22 protein-coding genes are annotated in these 18855 nt (G+C 40.7%); 7 read left to right on the forward strand and 15 right to left on the reverse strand.

The genetic code is table 11. The features are described from left to right. Positions 1-371 (forward strand): transposase (locus C9J40_RS20675; protein ID WP_199188137.1); only part of this gene is annotated, 371 nt, incomplete at its 5' end. 230 nt (positions 372-601) lie between these two features. On the opposite strand, the gene C9J40_RS20680 is transcribed toward C9J40_RS20675, so the two are convergent. The 15 genes from C9J40_RS20680 to C9J40_RS20745 form a co-directional block, all read right to left on the reverse strand. Next, positions 602-1231 (reverse strand): LysE family translocator, encoded by a 630-nt coding sequence (locus tag C9J40_RS20680; RefSeq protein ID WP_107208392.1) that lies wholly within the window; start codon positions 1229-1231, stop codon positions 602-604. Between the two features lie 44 nt (positions 1232-1275). Further along, positions 1276-1698, reverse strand: coding sequence for a hypothetical protein (locus C9J40_RS20685; protein WP_107208391.1), 423 nt, complete (start codon positions 1696-1698; stop codon positions 1276-1278). Positions 1699-1825: 127 nt separating this feature from the next. Continuing rightward, a complete protein-coding gene (locus tag C9J40_RS20690) occupies positions 1826-2284 on the reverse strand; it encodes an isoprenylcysteine carboxylmethyltransferase family protein (RefSeq protein WP_233218533.1) in 459 nt (152 codons plus the stop codon). 549 nt (positions 2285-2833) lie between these two features. After that, entirely contained in the window at positions 2834-3310 is a 477-nt protein-coding gene (locus C9J40_RS20695) for a GNAT family N-acetyltransferase (protein WP_199188139.1), read from the reverse strand. A gap of 204 nt (positions 3311-3514) precedes the next feature. After that, a complete protein-coding gene (locus C9J40_RS20700; RefSeq protein WP_107247881.1) occupies positions 3515-3919 on the reverse strand; it encodes a DUF1801 domain-containing protein in 405 nt (134 codons plus the stop codon). A gap of 148 nt (positions 3920-4067) precedes the next feature. Further along, on the reverse strand, positions 4068-4451 hold the full coding sequence (locus tag C9J40_RS20705) for a GFA family protein (RefSeq protein WP_045130267.1): 384 nt from the start codon (positions 4449-4451) through the stop codon (positions 4068-4070). A 162-nt stretch (positions 4452-4613) separates the two neighbouring features. Beyond that, positions 4614-5846: a hypothetical protein gene (locus C9J40_RS21955; RefSeq protein ID WP_146144973.1), complete on the reverse strand. Its 1233-nt coding sequence runs from the start codon at positions 5844-5846 to the stop codon at positions 4614-4616. Positions 5847-6229: 383 nt separating this feature from the next. Further along, positions 6230-6673: a flagellar export protein FliJ gene (gene fliJ / locus C9J40_RS20710; protein WP_107208386.1), complete on the reverse strand. Its 444-nt coding sequence runs from the start codon at positions 6671-6673 to the stop codon at positions 6230-6232. A gap of 37 nt (positions 6674-6710) precedes the next feature. Further along, positions 6711-8060, reverse strand: coding sequence for a flagellar protein export ATPase FliI (gene fliI, locus C9J40_RS20715; RefSeq protein WP_107247882.1), 1350 nt, complete (start codon positions 8058-8060; stop codon positions 6711-6713). After that, complete coding sequence (gene fliH, locus C9J40_RS20720) at positions 8038-8835, reverse strand: flagellar assembly protein FliH (protein ID WP_107247883.1); 798 nt, start codon at positions 8833-8835, stop codon at positions 8038-8040. The genes fliI and fliH overlap by 23 nt, the downstream gene beginning before the upstream one ends. Continuing rightward, the gene (locus C9J40_RS20725; protein ID WP_107208383.1) at positions 8835-9869 is read right to left on the reverse strand and encodes a flagellar motor switch protein FliG; all 1035 of its coding nucleotides are present in this window, start codon (positions 9867-9869) and stop codon (positions 8835-8837) included. Before C9J40_RS20725 ends, fliH begins: the two co-directional genes overlap by 1 nt. Further along, complete coding sequence (gene fliF / locus C9J40_RS20730; RefSeq protein WP_107247884.1) at positions 9835-11580, reverse strand: flagellar basal-body MS-ring/collar protein FliF; 1746 nt, start codon at positions 11578-11580, stop codon at positions 9835-9837. Before fliF ends, C9J40_RS20725 begins: the two co-directional genes overlap by 35 nt. Positions 11581-11583: 3 nt before the next feature. Next, positions 11584-11955, reverse strand: coding sequence for a flagellar hook-basal body complex protein FliE (locus C9J40_RS20735; protein WP_107208381.1), 372 nt, complete (start codon positions 11953-11955; stop codon positions 11584-11586). 12 nt (positions 11956-11967) lie between these two features. Then, entirely contained in the window at positions 11968-13317 is a 1350-nt protein-coding gene (locus tag C9J40_RS20740) for a sigma-54 dependent transcriptional regulator (RefSeq protein ID WP_107247885.1), read from the reverse strand. Beyond that, the gene (locus tag C9J40_RS20745; RefSeq protein ID WP_233220339.1) at positions 13317-14117 is read right to left on the reverse strand and encodes an OmpA family protein; all 801 of its coding nucleotides are present in this window, start codon (positions 14115-14117) and stop codon (positions 13317-13319) included. Before C9J40_RS20745 ends, C9J40_RS20740 begins: the two co-directional genes overlap by 1 nt. A gap of 607 nt (positions 14118-14724) precedes the next feature. On the opposite strand from C9J40_RS20745, the gene C9J40_RS20750 reads away from it, so the two are divergent. From C9J40_RS20750 to flhB, 6 genes are read left to right on the forward strand one after another with little or no spacing between them, the layout of a single operon-like run. After that, a complete protein-coding gene (locus C9J40_RS20750) occupies positions 14725-15492 on the forward strand; it encodes a FliM/FliN family flagellar motor switch protein (protein ID WP_233220340.1) in 768 nt (255 codons plus the stop codon). Between the two features lie 2 nt (positions 15493-15494). Then, positions 15495-15860, forward strand: a complete 366-nt coding sequence (gene fliN / locus C9J40_RS20755) for a flagellar motor switch protein FliN (RefSeq protein WP_107247888.1) — start codon at positions 15495-15497, stop codon at positions 15858-15860. Between the two features lie 3 nt (positions 15861-15863). After that, positions 15864-16655 carry a flagellar type III secretion system pore protein FliP gene (fliP, locus tag C9J40_RS20760; RefSeq protein WP_107208377.1) on the forward strand — a complete coding sequence of 264 codons (792 nt, stop codon included), beginning with the start codon at positions 15864-15866 and terminating at the stop codon, positions 16653-16655. Positions 16656-16673: 18 nt separating this feature from the next. Beyond that, the gene (fliQ, locus tag C9J40_RS20765; protein ID WP_107208376.1) at positions 16674-16943 is read left to right on the forward strand and encodes a flagellar biosynthesis protein FliQ; all 270 of its coding nucleotides are present in this window, start codon (positions 16674-16676) and stop codon (positions 16941-16943) included. Next, on the forward strand, positions 16943-17719 hold the full coding sequence (gene fliR, locus C9J40_RS20770) for a flagellar biosynthetic protein FliR (RefSeq protein WP_107208375.1): 777 nt from the start codon (positions 16943-16945) through the stop codon (positions 17717-17719). Before fliQ ends, fliR begins: the two co-directional genes overlap by 1 nt. Then, positions 17716-18843, forward strand: coding sequence for a flagellar biosynthesis protein FlhB (gene flhB / locus C9J40_RS20775; protein ID WP_107208374.1), 1128 nt, complete (start codon positions 17716-17718; stop codon positions 18841-18843). The genes fliR and flhB overlap by 4 nt, the downstream gene beginning before the upstream one ends. Positions 18844-18855 lie beyond the last annotated feature (12 nt).

Here is an 18855-nt window from a genome sequence, read left to right on the forward strand (position 1 = left end):
TGTATTTATCGACATACCTTTATCGAGGGGTAATTGCGGATAAAGACATTCTGTATATCAATAATGAACAGGTGACATTTCGTTATAAAGATAGCCAAACTCAAACGATGAAGACACGCACGTTACCCGTGTTGCAATTTCTTTGGTTGATATTGCAACATGTGTTACCAAAAGGGTTTCGACGAATACGTGATTATGGTCTGCTGCGGGGTCATGAAAAGAAGCTGCTTCAAGCAATCCAATTTATGTTCATGTTAGCCGGGCAACTAACGTTGCCCTCACCGAATAAAACGGTACGTATAAAAGCCCAACCCTTTTGCCCCTGCTGCCAACATGTCATGCAATTAACGGGAATATTTCGACCCAGATAACCGACGTTAAATAATAAGAATAATGGCTTTCACGCTTCATAATTAAAGAGAATTTTATTATAAATCAGGGTATTAATATTATTGGTTCACACCAAGGATAACGCTCGACTTCTTTTTGGCATCCCCCTTCATGCTATTTCCAATATTTACTTATATAAGGTGGCTTGGGCTTGTCCAACACTTCGGATAGGTGTCGGCTACGCGACACATATCCTTATTTGTTATATGCACTATTTATTGCTGCTTAAGGCTATCTTTGCACTTAAACCAATTAAGATTGTACCTGATACTCCTTCAAGTGTTCTTGAGTATTTCTGAGCTTTAGGACTACTAAACAAAATACTTCCTAAACTGGCATAGAACAAGTTACAACATGTTGCTAACAGACTAAATAACAAACCTAAAGTCAGCAACTCGCTTGTAGCATTAACTCCCGTTGGATCAATAAACTGAGGCAGGAATGCTAAAAAGAACATTGCGACTTTAGGGTTTAATACACTAACGATGGCGCCTTGCTTGAAAACATTACTTTGTTTTTCATCTGAAATTTCCACACAAATTTTAGAATTGTTACGGTAACAATTAATAATTGATATTACGCCAAGATAGAGTAAGTAAGCCGCACCTAAATACTTGATTATCGCAAATAAAAATGCAGAACTAAGAATTAATGCAGAAAGACCTAAAACAGCAGCTAATGTATGAATCAAATAACCAACACCTAAACCCAGTGAAGCTTTAATACCTGACTTCATTTTCCCTTTCATTGTATTCGTTACAATGTAAATTACATCAGGCCCAGGTATCAGGTTTATAGATAGAGCTGCAATTACAAACAATACTAAGGTGTTTATTTCCATTACGACAATACTCCGAGGTGCATATAACAGATAAGGATATGTGTTTACGCCCATTTTACTGACTTTGGCACTTCTTGCTTAAGGGCATAAACATGCCTAATCAACTGCCCTTCGTGCATTGATTCATGCTCAAGTAAGTCAACTAATAAATCATCTCTCTCCTCTGTCCAACTCTTTATGGTAGTAACCGCTTCTTCGAACTTGACCTCTGAAGACTTTAGCTTTGCTACGATATCAAGTAGGTTGTTAGTATTTTCAAGAGAGCAAGTAAAACCGTCCCACTTACCAACTAAGAGTGAACGTGCGTAACTTTCTCTTGCACCTACAATACACCACATGTGCTCACCAATTGATTTACTCTTTGGCACATCTAATTGTACCTCAAGCAGTGAGGGCTCAAGAGACTCAACTAATTCAAGCAGCGATTTGGAACGCTGACGGATATTCTTTAATACTGTGCTTCTCAATTCTCTAAATCCTCAATCTACACATAACGCCCGCTTAACGGGAATTTATGGCTTGGCTATAATTACGGAGCGTAGCGACGGGAGCCAAGCTGTAAATTTCCCGTTGAAGCGCTTGTTATGCTTACAATTACAGCCATCGTTTGACGTTATTTTTATAAGCAACATACTCATTACCAAAAGTAGATGTTAAAAAGGTTTCTTCTGGTGTTATTTGGTATTTATTCATGTAAAGAATAAACATAATTAGTATTAATAAGTTTATAGGGTTAGACAAAAGTAATGCGTACCCTAATAAAGTAGTAAACATACCGACATACATTGGATTTCGAGTGTAACCAAAAATACCAGTATTAACTAGGGTTGATACATTATCGGTGCTTACAGGGTTAACAGTTGTTTTGTGTTTTTTAAACGAATAAACACCTGCGAGGGCAAAGCTAATACCTAATACAATAAATAAGAAGCATAGTTCTAGTGCAAATGGGAAGTTTAAATTAAAGCTTGGTGTAATAAAGCTTATGAGCTTCATAAAGCCAGCAAATAAAAATGTAAGTAATAGAGGAGGAATTTTTTGTTCAAGTTTCACTGTATTTTCCTTGTAAGCATAACAGTATATTAATAAGCATTCTTACTTTCGCGCAAAAGTATACTCATAAAACACTTTTATTATACTCGACATAATCTTTATATATCATGAAGTTGATAGCACTTTTTTACATATAACGCTTTGTGAGGGGATGTGAAAAGTAAGAAATGTATTTAATCAGTCTTATTTAATACAATATAGAATGTTAAATTAATTAATTTTCAATCGGTTATGGATTTTATTCCTTTTTTAACAAGAAATATTTCTTATTAAAAACAGAACTCATGCGATAAAATCACCACGTATCATTAAACTGTTGATATATACAGTAAATAAAACTAATCCAAAATCACGTTAATGCGATATTAATGAGTATTTGTTCTAAGTAACTTTGGGGCTGATATGAGCTAGCCAAGAGAACTAGCCCATTGGACTGACATGCTTTTGATGGTATCTCAATTAGTGGTAAGTTGTGGTAGAAGAGTTACCACAACCGTAATTTGTGGTAAATGAAGTACCTCAAGCCATTTGGGGGCAAAAATGAGTTTATTAAACGTGCTTTACCAGTGGCTTTTGCATTGGAATACAATCCAAACTAATGCCTCTTGGTGAATGATAGGTAGATAGTTTCTCCCCTATAAACCCACATGAGCGATAGAAAGGCGCCGCATTTATCGTGGATTCTAATTTCAGCAACAATAGGCCGTTTTCTTTAGCCAAGTTTTCCAAAAAAGTAAGCATCTGCTTTGCCGCACCTATTCCACAGTACTCAGGATCAACAAAAATAGCATCAACCATACCGGTTTCAATATTGAGTTTACCACTACCAATAACTCGCCCATCAGTGACAGAAACATAGAAAGTTTCCAGCACATCTTGAATGAATCCGTCAGACACTCCCCCATCAGTCCACAATGAAAGCTGTTCTTTACTGTAGTACGCTGAGCATTTATCTAAGATTGCGCGGCTTCTCAACGCATGAATTAAAACCGCATCTGCTTGAGTTGCTTTCCTTATTGTGATCACTAAACTTCTCCCTCGGTATTCACAGAATTCTCAATACAGTAACTAATTAATCTAAAGTTCAAACGTAAGAATGTGCGTGGGCAAATTAATATCAACTTGTTTAGGCTATATATAATTTAACGCAACTAATTTTATAGCCTGTTAACCGACAATAGAAACAAGCCCACAGCGTATTATCTTTGTTTAATTACTTTGTTATATGTTCTAAGCACCTAACAAATCAAGGTGTTTTATCTTTTTGTAGCGTAATGCCATAGATATGCAGTGTGACAACTCTTTCGTTGGAACATGGTCGCCAAGCTTAAATATTAATGCCCGATTACCTTCATACTCAAAGGTATTTCCGTATACCTCTTTAAAGGTATCAACTAAGGTTGTTTGGCAGTGGAAGTAAATACGATATTCATTTGGGAATTTGGGTTTCCAGTCATATCTAATAGTGCTTCCAATTTTAGAAATATAACTTGGCTCTCCCCACTTTAGTGTTTCGATTAAATCAGCAATCCCATGTTCATTTGCTGTATTTATGATAAGTGAACGAATAACTAAGAGAGACTCTGTTACTTCATCAGGATACGTTTCAAATTTTTGTTTAACACTTAAATCCATTCGTTTGCTCCTATAAATAAGAACATATCACGCTTAATTAAAATATGGGCAGCACTACCCCATTACTTTAAGCACTAAAGTGTCACTAAAACAATGTATTGGAGTGTAATCTTATACACTTTCCTATAACACGCATAAATGTTTGCAGTTACAAGTTGATCGTATCTTTTGGGTGATTGATCCCATCGTAAATTTTGACGGGCTCCAAATCATAAGGATTAACGCCATCAAGACATGCAACATTAATTGCAAATTGATGGGGATTAGAACGTCTTTGATGATGAGTATAGATACCGCAAGTCTTACAGAAGTAATGTTTAGCCGTCTTTGTATTGAATTGATAAAGGGTCAAGTTATCTTCTCCCTTTATTATCTTTAGGTTTTCAAGTAATACAGAAGCAGCGATGGCACCACGTTTTCGACACATAGAACATGAACAACGACGAGGATCTTCTAATCCATTTGGCATCGTCAGCTCTAACTCAACAGCACCACAGTGACATTTTGCAATATGTATTTCTTTAATTTCCATTATTTAATCACCATGTCGATGCACCAACAGAACGACCAAGTTTATTGTGTAGTGAAGTAGTTGTAAGTACATTATTGGGCTTGTGAAATACATTTACACTTTGCTGTAAATAAACCTCAGCCTTAATGTGAGACTGAGGTTTAATGCTTATATTACTGTGGATTATGGACAACTCACCACAGTCCAAAACCAAGACGTTGAACTTGGAATTTCCCAGCTACCCGGATTGTTCTTTGCCTGATAACAAATATTGTTATAAGTCACTGTATCTCCGTTTTTAACCTTTGTTGAACCCGGTATAAACTCAACAGCAGTTGTTGGTGGTAGAGGATCTGTTGGCTGCACAGGATCTGTTGGTGGTACAGGCTCTGTCGGTAGTTCAGGATCAGTGGGTGGCGAAGGATTATCTATGCATTCAACCGCATCCCAAAACCATGACGCGTTACTTGGAACCTCCCAACTGCCAGGGCTATTTTTGGCTTGATAACACTGCCCATCATACGAATAGATCTCACCATTGATGGCTTTGGTTTTTCCGGGGATAAATTCAACGACCTGTGCTGGTGTTTCGGGATCAGTGGGTATTTCAGGATCTGTTGGGGGATCAATAACTATTGAATTACTCGATAGCAACTGCCAATCATCAAGGTAAGCAGATAGGTTATCGGTGCGGATACCGATAGTACCCTCAGTTAATAAATCATTGTTTACCGACAATAATTCGACACCATCTAGGGCCAACGTTAATTTATTACCTACTACAGAAAAGTGAATGTCATACCATTGACCAGCGGCAAGCTTCCCCTCTGTATTAAGGTAGTTTTTAACGCCATTGCTTAATTTGGTTTGAGCCAGAGTAGTGTATGAACCTTGGTATTTTACTTTAATCGTTACATTACCGTCATAACGAATAGAGCCTACATATAAATCATCAGATGTTTGGTAACGAGCAAACGCATGTAAGCCAGACCAAGCAGGTATAGTGCCGAAATTTTTCCATGCTTTAATGTACGCCCTATATTGATTCGTTTGGTCGGTGTACTTTATTTCATTGCCATTATTGTCTTTTCCTATCGCGACGACACGAAAGACTTTATCGTTCGTCCAACCTAACTTCCCACTATCCACAGATTTAGACTGTAAACATCCTGAAGTAACATCAAAATGATCGATGGCGCTTTTATTATTCGAACATTCTAGCTGCTGACTATTAGGGTAGCTTGAGAAATCTTCGCCTAACCACGTAAAATTTTCAGATGCCGAGCCACTAATATAAGGCCCTTCACTTTCAGGGTAGGCATCATAGAATGCAGTAGCCGAGTTACTTGCAGTAATTAAACAGAAGGTACCAATGTAGCTAAATATTTTTTTTAGTTTGAAATAATTTTTGATCATTGTTGTATCCTTACATGATTGTTATTTAATGGTTCGTAACCATACTCATCTGGCGACAACAGTCGATAACGATAGCAGTGCACTCCATCGCATTACTCGCTCACTAGAAACATCGCTTAGCATATTAACCGTTAAATATATCAATCAGCACTTTGCACAACGGTTCAAGCGTTATTTAGGGAGCGTGATTAAAATTAATCGTCATTGATTACATTTTTAGAGTGTAAGAATGAGGTATAAAATGCGATTGGGGAGTATTGCTGACGAGATAAAAACTTTTAATAATAAGCGATAAAGAGGATATAACTAGAAATCAAAGTATTAAATTTGTTGATTAGCAGCTCATATACATTTTCAATAATATCTCCTTTATAGTGAGCACTTCAGACCTTGCGCTTTTTATGCCGCAAGTTAATCAACTCTTCTAATTGCTTTTGCTCTTTACGGGCTTGTTCATATTGTTGTTTGGCAAGCCAGCGTTTTTTTACTTCTTCAAAGCGTTTAACTTGTTGATTACTGGCTTGTAATTGCTGCTCACTGTGATCACATTCCGCACTCATGATCGCTTGCTCATGCTGATGATGATCAATCATGGTCGTTAACTGTGACGTTAATTGATTGCTGTTATTTAACATCGCACTGTTAATCGCAGAGCCGTGTGTTTGTTCAGCCCCCATATAATGCTGTTTTAGCTGGCTTAATAACTGAAGTTGTTGCTGATAATTATCCACTTGCCGGCGCTGCTGCTGGTAAATAGCACTGAGTTTATCGCGCTTTTGCTCTGATAATCGTTGTAATTGCTCAACAGCTTTGACTGGCAAATTCATGGTTTATTCTTGCTCCATTTCCTAAAACACGGTGTGGCTATGGTGCTGACGGACTGGATTGATTGACTGAAAACAAGTTAGCTAATTGGGTTAGGCTCGCTTGGTAATCACAGTGTTCAGTCACAGGCTGCTGCAAAAACTGTTTAAGCTGAGGTTGCATCATTACCGCTTGATCTAATTCAGGATCTTGTCCTTGTTGATAGCCACCTAATGGAAGTAGCTCTTTTACTTGCTGATAATTCGCATTTAACTGTCTAAATTGATTCGCAACGGTGACATGGGCTTGCTCAGTACAACTGCTCATACATCGGCTGATGGAAGCATTAATATCAATGGCTGGATAATGCCCTTGCTCTGCCAATGTGCGAGATAACACAATATGACCGTCTAAAATGGCGCGAGCAGAATCCACTACCGGATCTTGCTGATCGTCCCCTTCTGCTAACACGGTATAAATCGCAGTTAAACTGCCATTGGGATTCTCTCCGTTACCAGCACGTTCTAGTAATTGTGGTAATAAACTGAATACTGACGGTGGATAACCCCGAGAAGCTGGCGGCTCTCCTAGTGCGAGTGCAATTTCACGCTGCGCCATCGCATATCGGGTTAATGAGTCCATCAGTAGCAATACGTCTTTGCCTTGATCACGAAAGTATTCGGCAACGCGGTGACAAAGCTTGGTCGCTCGTAAACGCATGAGTGGTGATTCATCAGCAGGCGCGGCGATGATCACTGCACGTTTTCGTCCTTCCTCACCTAAGCTACGCTCAATGAATTCACGGACTTCTCGACCACGTTCACCAATCAGCCCCACCACAATAATATCGGCGGCAGTGTATTTGGTGATCATCCCCATCAAGACACTTTTACCTACGCCACTGCCCGCCATTAAGCCAATGCGCTGACCTTTACCAACAGTCAGTAAACCATTAATCGCTTTAATACCAACATCTAATGGTGATTCAACTGGCTGGCGTTTCATTGGATTAATAGGCTTTGGTTCTAACGATAAACACTCACCACCTTGTAGCGGTGAACCATTATCTAGCGGCTCTCCTAACCCATTAACAACTCGTCCAATCCACTTGTGGCTCACATTCACTGTACTGCCACCTTGCATCGGGATCACCTTTGCGCCTGCGTATAATCCACCGAGTTGGCGAACTGGCATTAAATACGCAATGTTGTGATCAAAACCGACCACTTGTGCTTCAATCTGCTCACCATCATCAGCGACGATTAAGCAACGTTGATCAAGTTTAAAACGACACCCCACGGCTTGTAGCATTAAGCCATTCACTTTGACTAACCGCCCCGTGACCCGTGCAATAGGCACACTATCAAGAGCGGCAAGTGCGGTTAAACTATCCGCTTGAAGACGATTCATGCTGATCTCCTTGTTCAACACGGATTGGGGTATCTAACGGGTGATTCTGCTCAACTAAATGTTGCTGCACATTCTCGATACAGGCTTCTAGTCGCGCATCACACCCCACATCGGCTTCTGCGTTATCGGTTATCAGCTGACAACCACCGACGGGTAATGTGGGATTAGCAATCAGCTTCCAAGACTCAGGTAAGCTCTTATTGATGGTATGAATCCGATCAATATCTTGTGGGTTAAGTTCAATGATGATTTTTTCTGTTTTACCCGGAATCGCATCCAATGCTTCTTCTACTAGAGCGAGAATTTGTTGTGGCATCAATGTCAATTCAGCGCGGATAACCTGTTGCGACACTTTTTGTACCAAGTCGCAAATAAGCTGACGTTGTTGTTTGTCTTTTTCTTGTTGCCATTGTTCTAATTCAAACAAGATTTTCTCAACTGGTTTTATTGCTTGGCTAAAGATCTCTCGCCCTGCTTGTTCACCTTGTCCGTAACCTTGTTGAAAACCGTCTTTTTGCCCTTCTATAACACCTTGATCACGACCTTGCACAACGCCTTGGTTAAATCCTTCGTCATAGCCTTTGTTTAGCCCTTGTTGAAAGCCTTCATCCAATTTTTGTTGTAATTCAAACTGGCTGTCTTGCCAATTTATCGCAGGATCAACATCGCCTAATTCATCATTAAAACCATGATTTACTGGCTCTGCCACAGGAGGAAAGCGATGAGGTCGATATTGCCCCGGCGATAACTGATGTATTTTTACTTTCTTCATCATTACTCCACCGTCATTTCCTGATAGAGCTGAAGATCAATCTCGCCATTTTCTGCCAGCTCACGCACTTGATCCATAATGGCAGTGCGGGCGCGTTCTACCTCACTCACAGGTACTGCACCTTTTAGCGCCATTTCATCTTCTAGAGATTTCACCATACGCTGTGGCATTGAACGTTTAATCGCTTGTTGTAAGCTGATCTCAGCACCTTTTAACGCAATCACCCACGTCGCAACAGGAATTTCTTGCACCAATCTATCCATGGTCGATTCTTTCTGGCGACCAAGCACCATAAAGTCAAACATATTGGTTTCAATTTCGTGCACCATGTCTTCATCATGCAAACGGAGTAATTCCATTAATTGGCCGCGATCACCTTCGAAACGGTTGATAATATCGGCAACTTGCTTCGTTCCTAAAATAGGTGCATTTTGCGCTTGTGACATATGAGCAATGCAACGTTCAATCAAATCATGTAAGTCAGCGGCAACATCATGATCTATTTCATCAAGTTGTGCGATGCGATATAGCAGCTCGTCATGATAATCCACTGGCATTTTCGCCAACACTTTCGATGAGGTTTCTGGCGGTAAATAGGCTAAGAATATCGCCTGCATTTGTGGGTGCTCTTGGCTAACGTATTTAGCCAATAATTCTGCATCCACCCATTGCAATCGCTGCATGTTGTTACGTAATTCATCACCATAAATGTTATTAAGTAACCCTTTGGCTAAATCATTACCCAACGCTTTACGCAAAGTATTTGAAAGGTATTCTTTCGATGCGCCACGAATACCACTGTGCGCACGAAAATCTTCAAAAAAGTGCTGAATTACCCCTTTCGCACTATCACTTTGAATACCACTTAATGCCGCCATCGAACGGGTCACACGCTGCACTTCATCACGGGTAAAGTGCTTCAATACCTCCGCGGCGGCATCTTCTCCCATTCCCAACAATACGACGGCTGTTTTATCAACATAAGTCAGTGCAGGGGTTTTACTATCCGTCTGATTTTTTGTTTGTGATTGACTCATTAACATTCACCCATTGTTTTAAGACTTCAGCAACACGCTCTGGCTCTTCGCTTGAAATAAGCTGTAAGTGTTTAAGTTGGATTTCTAATGGCGAGCCCTGTGGTGGCAGCAAATCATTGTTGGCACTAAAGGCGTTATTCGTCCCGTTTATCCCTTTCGCGGCTAAACGCTCATTTAACGTTTCTTCGTGTTCTTGCTCTTCGCGAGTTTGCAGGCTTTCATCGTAAGAGTGCGCCATATCTTCTTCCGCAAAAGTTAACTCATCACGTCGACGATCTAATCCTGTTAAATGACTAATAAGCGGTCTTAGCACAAAAAAGATCATCGATAAGCCGAGAATACCGCCGATCATGTAGCGTAGTGGTTGCTGAACGGTTGGATCTTGCCACCACGGAATAGCAGGTGGCGCATCAATTGCAATCGGTGTGAAGTTGAAACTTAAAATACTCAAACTATCGCCACGAGCAGCGCTGATCCCTACCGCATCTTTGATCATATTGCTAATTTGCTGTGTTTCCGCTTCTGTCCATGCTTTACCATTTGGCGCAGCGGTAGAATTAAGCAACACAGAGACATTGAGTTTATTTAATTTGCCTTGTTGATATTGGGTATGGCGAACACTGCTGCCTAACGCATATTGACGATTAATTTCCGTTCGTTCATTGGTGTTTTTACTGTCTTTGTTCTCTTCTTCGCCAGTAACGGGTGGCTTGTTACTTAATGAACCCGGCACACCTAAAGCAATATTATCAATACTGTTATTTTCAATACGGTGCTCGTTTTTCACTACAGGCGTTGAATCAACCACCTCTTTGGTTTCTTGGACATGGCTAAAATCAAGATCAGCAGCGACTTGCACGCGGTAATTACTTGGTCCGACAATCGGCGTTAGCATGTCAGCGGCACGTTGGATCACCTGCTTTTCGAGATTCTTCTGATAGTCGAGGTATTTAGCATTCACTTTACCCATTTCAGTCGAGCCAATATCAGCACTGAGTAAACGCCCATACTGATCAACAACTGACACATTTTCTGTCTTCATTCCTGTCACACTGCCAGTAACAAGGTTAATGATGGCTTCAACTTGCTCAGTTTTTAGATCTTCACCCGGTTTTAGCTCAACCATTACTGACGCTGTTGGCGCTTCCGCATTGTGGCGAACAAATAAGGTTTTTCGTGGAATGGCTAAGTGAACGCGGGCATTAGCAATAGCATCAAGGGCAATAATAGTACGCACTAACTCGCCTTCCAATCCATGACGGTAACGTGCGGTTTCCATGAACTGGCTGGTGCCTAACGACGAATCTTCTTTTAATGAATCTAGCCCTGTCGGTAACTTGGCTTTGATCCCTTTTGCTGCCAGTAACATCCTAATTTTTGCGACCTCACCTTCTGCCACCAGCACTTGTCCGTTGGCTTCTTGTAGGCGGTAAGGGATCCCTTCTGTTTCTAATACCGAGATGATTTCGCCGCTATCAAAACGTTCTTGCTGCCCGTATAACGGGCGATAATTTTGACTTGAACTCCATAGCGCTACCACAATAATGGCAGCGACAATTGCAGCAAGCACAGCAGATAAAACCAAATTGCGCTGACTGCTATGCCAAAGGTTTTTAAGGTTATTAATATACGGATTTGACGACAACCCACTGCTCGCAGTTGAACCTGTTGCCGTATTGGTCATCGATGGTTGGGCAATGATTTCAGACATAAGTTACACCGGCATCTTCATAACATCTTCAAATGACGCAACCACTTTATTACGCACTTGCATAAGGGCTGAAAAAGATAAACTGGCTTTTTGGCTAGCTACCATCGCGCCTACTAAGTCATCACTTTTCCCCAATTCAACCGCTGTCACTTTGTCACTGGCGATTTTTTGATGTTGATTAACGGTGTTTAAAACACCTGTCATGGCTTGCGAAAATGACAATGGCGAAGCGGCAAACTGTGTATTGGTTGCGTCGACCTGCATCAGATTAGGTTTTACGATGAAATCAGCTTGAGTGCGTTGCTGCATCTGCTGCATTTTATCAAGCATGAGTTGTTCAGATGATACAGACGGTAGCGAATTATTTGTGCTCATTTAACTCTCCTTTTATGCCGCAGAACCTAATACAGCATCGATGTCTATTCCCTGTTCACGCATCGCGGCTAACTTGTAACGCAGTGCGCGAGTAGTAACGCCCAATTGCTGAGCCGTCTTGGTTCGGTTACCACCGAATTGTTTAAGAATTTTGATAATGTATTGAAATTCTGCCATTTTCTTCGCTTCTACCCGACCATTCCCTCCCTCCGTTTGAGGTAAAGATGGCGCAGCATTAGGATCAATTGGCAACATTAAATCTTGTGCGGTAATGAAATCACCATGACGCATCACCAAGGCTCGTTGCATGACATTTTCTAACTCTCGGATATTGCCCGGCCAGTGATATTTAGACAGTGCAAAACACGCATCTTCCGACAACTGGCACGCACTTCCCATTTGATATTTATTGATGAAAAATCGCGCCAGAGGAAGAATATCAGCGCTTCGATCTCGCAGTGATGGCCAATGCAACGGCAGCACATCTAAACGGTAATAAAGATCTTCTCGGAACGTCCCTTTTTGAATTTCTACACGAAGATCTTTATTGGTTGACGCTATGACGCGAATATCCAATGGAACGGTTTTATGACTCCCCACTTTTTCGACTTCACGCTCTTGCAACACACGCAATAATTTAGCTTGAAGACTGGGCGACATTTCAGCGATTTCATCTAATAAAATCGTCCCCCCATTGGCTTCTTCAAATTTACCGGTTTGCGTTTGTGTCGCGCCAGTAAACGCCCCTTTCACATGACCAAACAACACTGCTTCGAGCATGGATTCAGGAATAGCGGCACAGTTAACGGCAACAAAAGGCGCATTTGAACGCGAAGAATGTTGGTGCACATATTGCGCTAATACTTCTTTCCCGGTGCCAGATTCACCGGTGATCAATACGGTCGCGTTTGTCCCTGCCGCACGGTGTGCTAACTGCAACACTTGCTTGCTACGCCATGATTCCACCACGATATTGGTTAAGGGTTTATCTAGCGCTTCAACGCGCGCGAGTAAGCCCAGTAACTGTTCAGATTCAAAAGGACGTAGTAAATAATCGGTTGCGCCTGCTTTCATTGCATCCGCCGCCATCATTCCTTGCGCTTGATCGACAATAGCAATAGAAATAGGTGTGGAAGCACGGTGAGTCGCGACAGCTTTTTGATGGAATTGGCGAATAAAATCAGTCAGTGAGATATCTGTGATATGCGAGCTGACCAAAGTAATGGCTGAGCGAGATTGATATAACGCAGCACGTCCAGAAGTGAAGTGATTAACGCTATAACCATTGCCTTCAAGCACAGCAATAATTTGGTTTGCTGCACTTAAATTTGGCTCGACTAATTGAATATTGTTAGGCTGCATTAGCTACCCTTCCTTTTTACTGCATCTTCCTTGCGAATAGCGCGAATAGTCACGCGACGATTTTTAGCTTTTCCATCTTGGGTATTGTTGTTGGCAACAGGATAGCGAGAACCATGAGAGCGAATTTCCATCAGCGATGAACGCACACCGTTTTCACGCAGAATGCTGGCTACATCGTCAGCACGAATTTTTGAAATCTGTAAATTGGCAACATTGGAGCCAACATTGTCTGTATGCCCATCAATCAATACACGTTTGACATTTTTGTCATGTTTTAAATAACTCGCTAAATCAGCCAAGATTTGTTTTTGTGATGAACTGACCACACGTTGACCTAACTTAAATTGCAATACTACGTCTCTCGCATCTTGGTATGCCATTGCAGGTAACTTGGCTCGACACAAATTAAAATCAGCCATTGCATGAGCCATATTCACTGAAGGGACTGTTACATCAAACGTGTTGTTTTGGTTCGACGATGACAGCCTTACTCCTAACCAATTACCTTGCGCCATGGCTTCAAGTAACAGTTCAATATCAGTATAAAAAGAGACTTGTCCTGATTTTTTATCTAAATCCACCTCATCGACTGTGATAGGTGCGGTATTCAATGCCCAAGGTGACTGTACTTGGCTCAATATGGCACGCTCATAAGGCGGTTTTACATGGTAGCTTTGTACCTGTATACCAAGTGGCTGCTTAGGTTTCGCAACAAAGGTAATTGCCCCAAATTGGCTAATGGTTTGACTCAATGAACAACTAAATTTATCGCCTTTAGATTCCCACGAAACAAGATCCATCGGTAAAAATAACTCTTTAGCGACAGAACTCATGGAAAAGAATAAAGAAATAAAAATCGAATATATAAATATAATTGTATATTTTATGAGTGTCATAATAAGCACTCACCTCTACCTATTAATCACATGATTTATTATAGCCAAAAAATCTTATGGCGATTTTATATTTAACCCTAATATTCTAACGCTTGAATATATCTATTTAATAACCATAGAAAACAAGTCGAATAAATATTATTTGACGCTCTTAAGGGCATTTTTTTGACGTTTATATTAACGATTTAATGTCATACTAAAGTCTAATATTATTCCATTATTAATCATAAGTTTAGTAACACACTTCCATTTGATTTAACTTCATCATAATCGAAGTTTTTTAAATTTAAACATTAAAACAATTTTTATTTCATCGAATACTAATGCTATGAACTAAAGTCACATTTTTGCTCTTAAAAATTTTTAATTTATATCTTCATAGTTATAAACGCGATAAACATATTTATATATTACGAATAAACATCAACTACACTTTGTTTTTACCCTCTTAACTATGATAACTATGGAATATATAAAATCAGATTTTGACAATAGATATCCCATATTGAATGTGGAATTGCTAGGAAAACCTATTCATATAATCAAAGATGAATTAGCTAATATTTTAAGTAATTCATTACTGGGATTAACTGACCAAATACAAAAGTGGGTGAAAACCCATGAACTGACGATGTCGGTTACTAGTATTGATTTTCAATCGCCAAAACAGGGACAACATGCGGCATTTACGGTGGCCCATAATGACGGGGGGATGATGAATTTTCGCTGTTCTGCGCCATTGCTCATTGTACTCGCCGATCGCTTTTATCACTCATCTGTAAATCGTCTTAATAGTGCTAAAAGTCAAACGATTACAACGAGTGATTTGCGGTTACAAGAACGCATAGGACGACTTTTTTCAGCCCAGATAGCACCAGAAAATATGTGGCAAGCCTGTGATAATTCACTATCAGATGATATCGGCTTAGTCATTCAACTTTCCGTTACCTGCGAAGAGACGATTGGCGACATCATCATCTGTATTGATTCCGCATTAATTCAAACATTAACCAGTGTTATTGGCTTACAACCCACATCTGAACTTAATGCACTCTTTAGTCAGCAACTTGAATCGACCAAGGTCAAACTCAATACAGTTTTATGCGAAAGACAGATGCCTTTAGACCAAGTATTGCAGCTAAAGCCCGGTGACATCTTTGATATTGATTTACTGCAATCCTCTCCGATCAGTATTGGTCAAGAGCATTTATTTAACGGCCATGTCGCAGAGCAAAACGGTCAACTTGTTTTAATCATCAACACCAGTAAGGACACATAAGCATGAGCGATATTAACGAATCCGACCTATTTAATGGTGATGACCTCAATTTCGACGATATTCAGTTAGAACAATTTGATGAAACACCTCAACTTAATAGCAGCATGTCGCAACGTAGCTTAAGTTTTTTCAAAAAGATCCCCGTGACTGTGACTCTTGAGGTCTCAAGCACAGAAATCTCATTAGGTGAGTTAATGAAAGCCGGTGAAGGCAGTGTGATTGAGCTAGATAAACTCAACGGTGAACCGCTTGATGTGAAAGTGAATGGGTCACTGATGGGCCATGCCGAAGTGGTTGTGATCAATGATAAATATGGCCTACGGCTAATTGATGTCGTCGAATCACCTCTTAACACCATGGATAGTTAAAAAATGATCGATCAGGGATACCGCTTGCTGATAACAACATCTCAACAACGCCATTGTCTGTATTTACTCACTTTGCTACTTATTGCGCTCGGCGTACTGTTTTCTTCGAGCGCAGAAGCCAATAGTGGGCTGAACTTCTTGACCGTTACAGATGATCAAGGCGAGCAAGAATACAGTGTAAAATTACAAATCTTGTTGTTAATGACAGCACTGAGTTTTATCCCTGCCTTTCTGCTAATGGCGACCAGTTTTACCCGCATCATTATCGTACTTTCTATTTTGCGCCAAGCACTGGGTTTACAGCAGAGCCCGCCAAATAGAATACTGGTGGGTATCGCGCTCTCTTTAACAATTTTGATCATGCGTCCGGTCTGGACTGATGTCTACGATAATGCTTTTGTCCCTTATGACAACGGAGATATTACCCTTTTACAAGCCTTTGATACTGCCGAAAAGCCCGTTCGTGATTTCATGTTAAAACAAACCCATCAAAGTGCTTTAGAGCAGATGATGCGTATTGCCAACGAACCATTAGACCAAGATGTGGAAGATATTTCGTTTGCTATCGTGTTACCTGCTTTTGTGATCAGTGAGCTTAAAACAGCCTTTCAAATTGGTTTTATGTTGTTCATTCCTTTTTTGATCATCGATCTCGTGGTTGCCAGTGTTTTGATGGCAATGGGTATGATGATGCTGTCACCGCTGATTATCTCTCTTCCTTTCAAATTAATTGTGTTTGTACTCGCTGATGGCTGGACCATGACGGTCGGATCGCTATCTGCCAGCTTTGGATAAAAAAGAAAGGAGTAAATGATGACCCCAGAGCTTGCTGTCGATCTATTTTCCAATGCGGTTTGGCTAATTATTAATATGGTAATGGTACTTGTTATACCGGGATTATTAGTAGGGTTAGTGATTGCCGTATTTCAAGCCGCGACCCAAATCAACGAGCAAACCTTAAGTTTTCTCCCTCGTTTAATCATGACTTTGCTGATGGTGATTTTTGCCGGACATTGGATGCTAAGACGCTTAATGGAATTATTTGATTACCTCTTTTATAACATTCCGGGAATGATTGGCTAATGGCTATCTCGTTTGCAGAGCTCAACGCCCTTCTCGCTCAGTTTTGGTGGCCGTTTTTTCGCATTGGGGCTGCCATGTTAGCCATGCCATTTTTTGGTGATGCGTTAATTCCTATTTGGGTACGCGCTTTATTAGCAGTTGCTATCAGTTTTATTGCCGCGCCACTGATGCCAGCTATGCCCACGACAGATTTACTTTCTCTCTCGGCACTTATGCTGGCTTTTGAGCAAGCAATATGGGGTCTGTTATTTGGCTTAATTATCCATTTCCTATTTTCCATCATGACATTGTTAGGTCAGATCATTTCACTGCAAATGGGCTTAGGGATGGCAATGATGAACGATCCCGTTAATGGTGTTTCAGTCGCGATTCTTGGGCGAATGTTTTTACTGTTTTCTACCTTGTTATTTCTGGCTTTAGATGGGCATTTATTGGTTATTGATATTTTAGTGCAAAGCTTTACCTCTTGGCCTGTAGGCAGTGGGTTGGCTCTATCTTCAGTAAAACAAATACTCGCACTTTTTGGTTGGATGTTCAGTTCAGCCCTTGCCATCGCTCTGCCCGCTATTGTTTCAATGCTTCTGGCTAATATCAGTTTCGGGGTCATGAACCGCGCCGCACCTAGTTTGAACGTATACGCATTAGGCTTTCCTATGACCATGTTGTTGGGACTCTTTAGTGTCTTAATTTCTGTCAGCGGTGTGCCTGCGCGTTATGTCGAGTTAGTCCATTACAGCCTAGATCAACTTCAACTCTATATTTCGGGAGGCGCATGAGTCAGTCATCGGCACAAGATAAAACTGAAAAAGCCACTCCGCAGAAGATCCGTCAGGCCCGAGAGCAAGGTCAGATCCCACGCGCCAAAGACTTCACAGCAGCTACGATTTTTATTGCGGTTGTGGTTTTCTTTTATTTCCAAATTGATGCGATTTGGCAGGCGCTGAATGGCGTATTTACATTGAACATGACAATCTCTCGTGATGATTTACGCTCACCTTGGCTAGCGATTGAAGCATTAGGCACAAGCTTAGCCATTATTATTCAATTACTACTGCCATTATTTGGTTTAATTCTAATCACCACTATCGCCAGCAGTTTACTGATTGGTGGTTGGCTATTCTACCCTGCAGGCGTATTGCCAAAATTATCAAAAATCGATCCCATTGCGGGGATAAAAAGGATGTTTTCAACCCGATCTTTGGTTGAGCTTTTAAAATCGACACTCAAAGTCTGTGTGATTTTCCTCCTGCTATATCTCTATCTTGATGCCAATTTAAGCCGCTTATTAGGGATGCAAAACTTGCCACTAAAACAAGGCGTGTCATTAATTCTGACGATTCTCTTTCATGGTATTTTGCTGATGGGCGTGGCGCTATTGTTATTTGGTTTAATTGATATTCCCTACCAAAAATGGGAGCACGCCAAAGAGCTGAAAATGACCAAACAAGAGCTGAAAGAAGAATTTAAAAACAATGAAGGTAGCCCAGAAATCAAGCAACGCATTCGTCAAATTCAACAGCAGTTCGCCCGAAGAAAAATAGATAAAGCAGTGCCTAAAGCTGATGTGGTGATCGTCAACCCAACCCATTATGCCGTTGCGATTAAATACGATACCACGCTGTCTGAAGCGCCCTTTGTGGTAGCAAAAGGCATAGATGAAACGGCGATGCATATTCAAACCATTGCCAAACAGCACGATGTTGAGATCTTACATTCACCACCATTAACGCGTGCGATTTATCACAGCACCCAGATAGAGCAAGCGATCCCAAGCCAGCTCTATGTCGCTGTGGCGCATATATTAACTTATGTTTTACAGCTTAAAGCCTTTCGACAAGGTAAAGGAAATCAACCACAAACATTACCCAATTTTGTTATCCCAAAACATTTACAGCATTAATTTCAGCGCATT

Source organism: Photobacterium sp. GB-72 (genome assembly GCF_003026095.1).
Lineage (GTDB): Bacteria > Pseudomonadota > Gammaproteobacteria > Enterobacterales > Vibrionaceae > Photobacterium.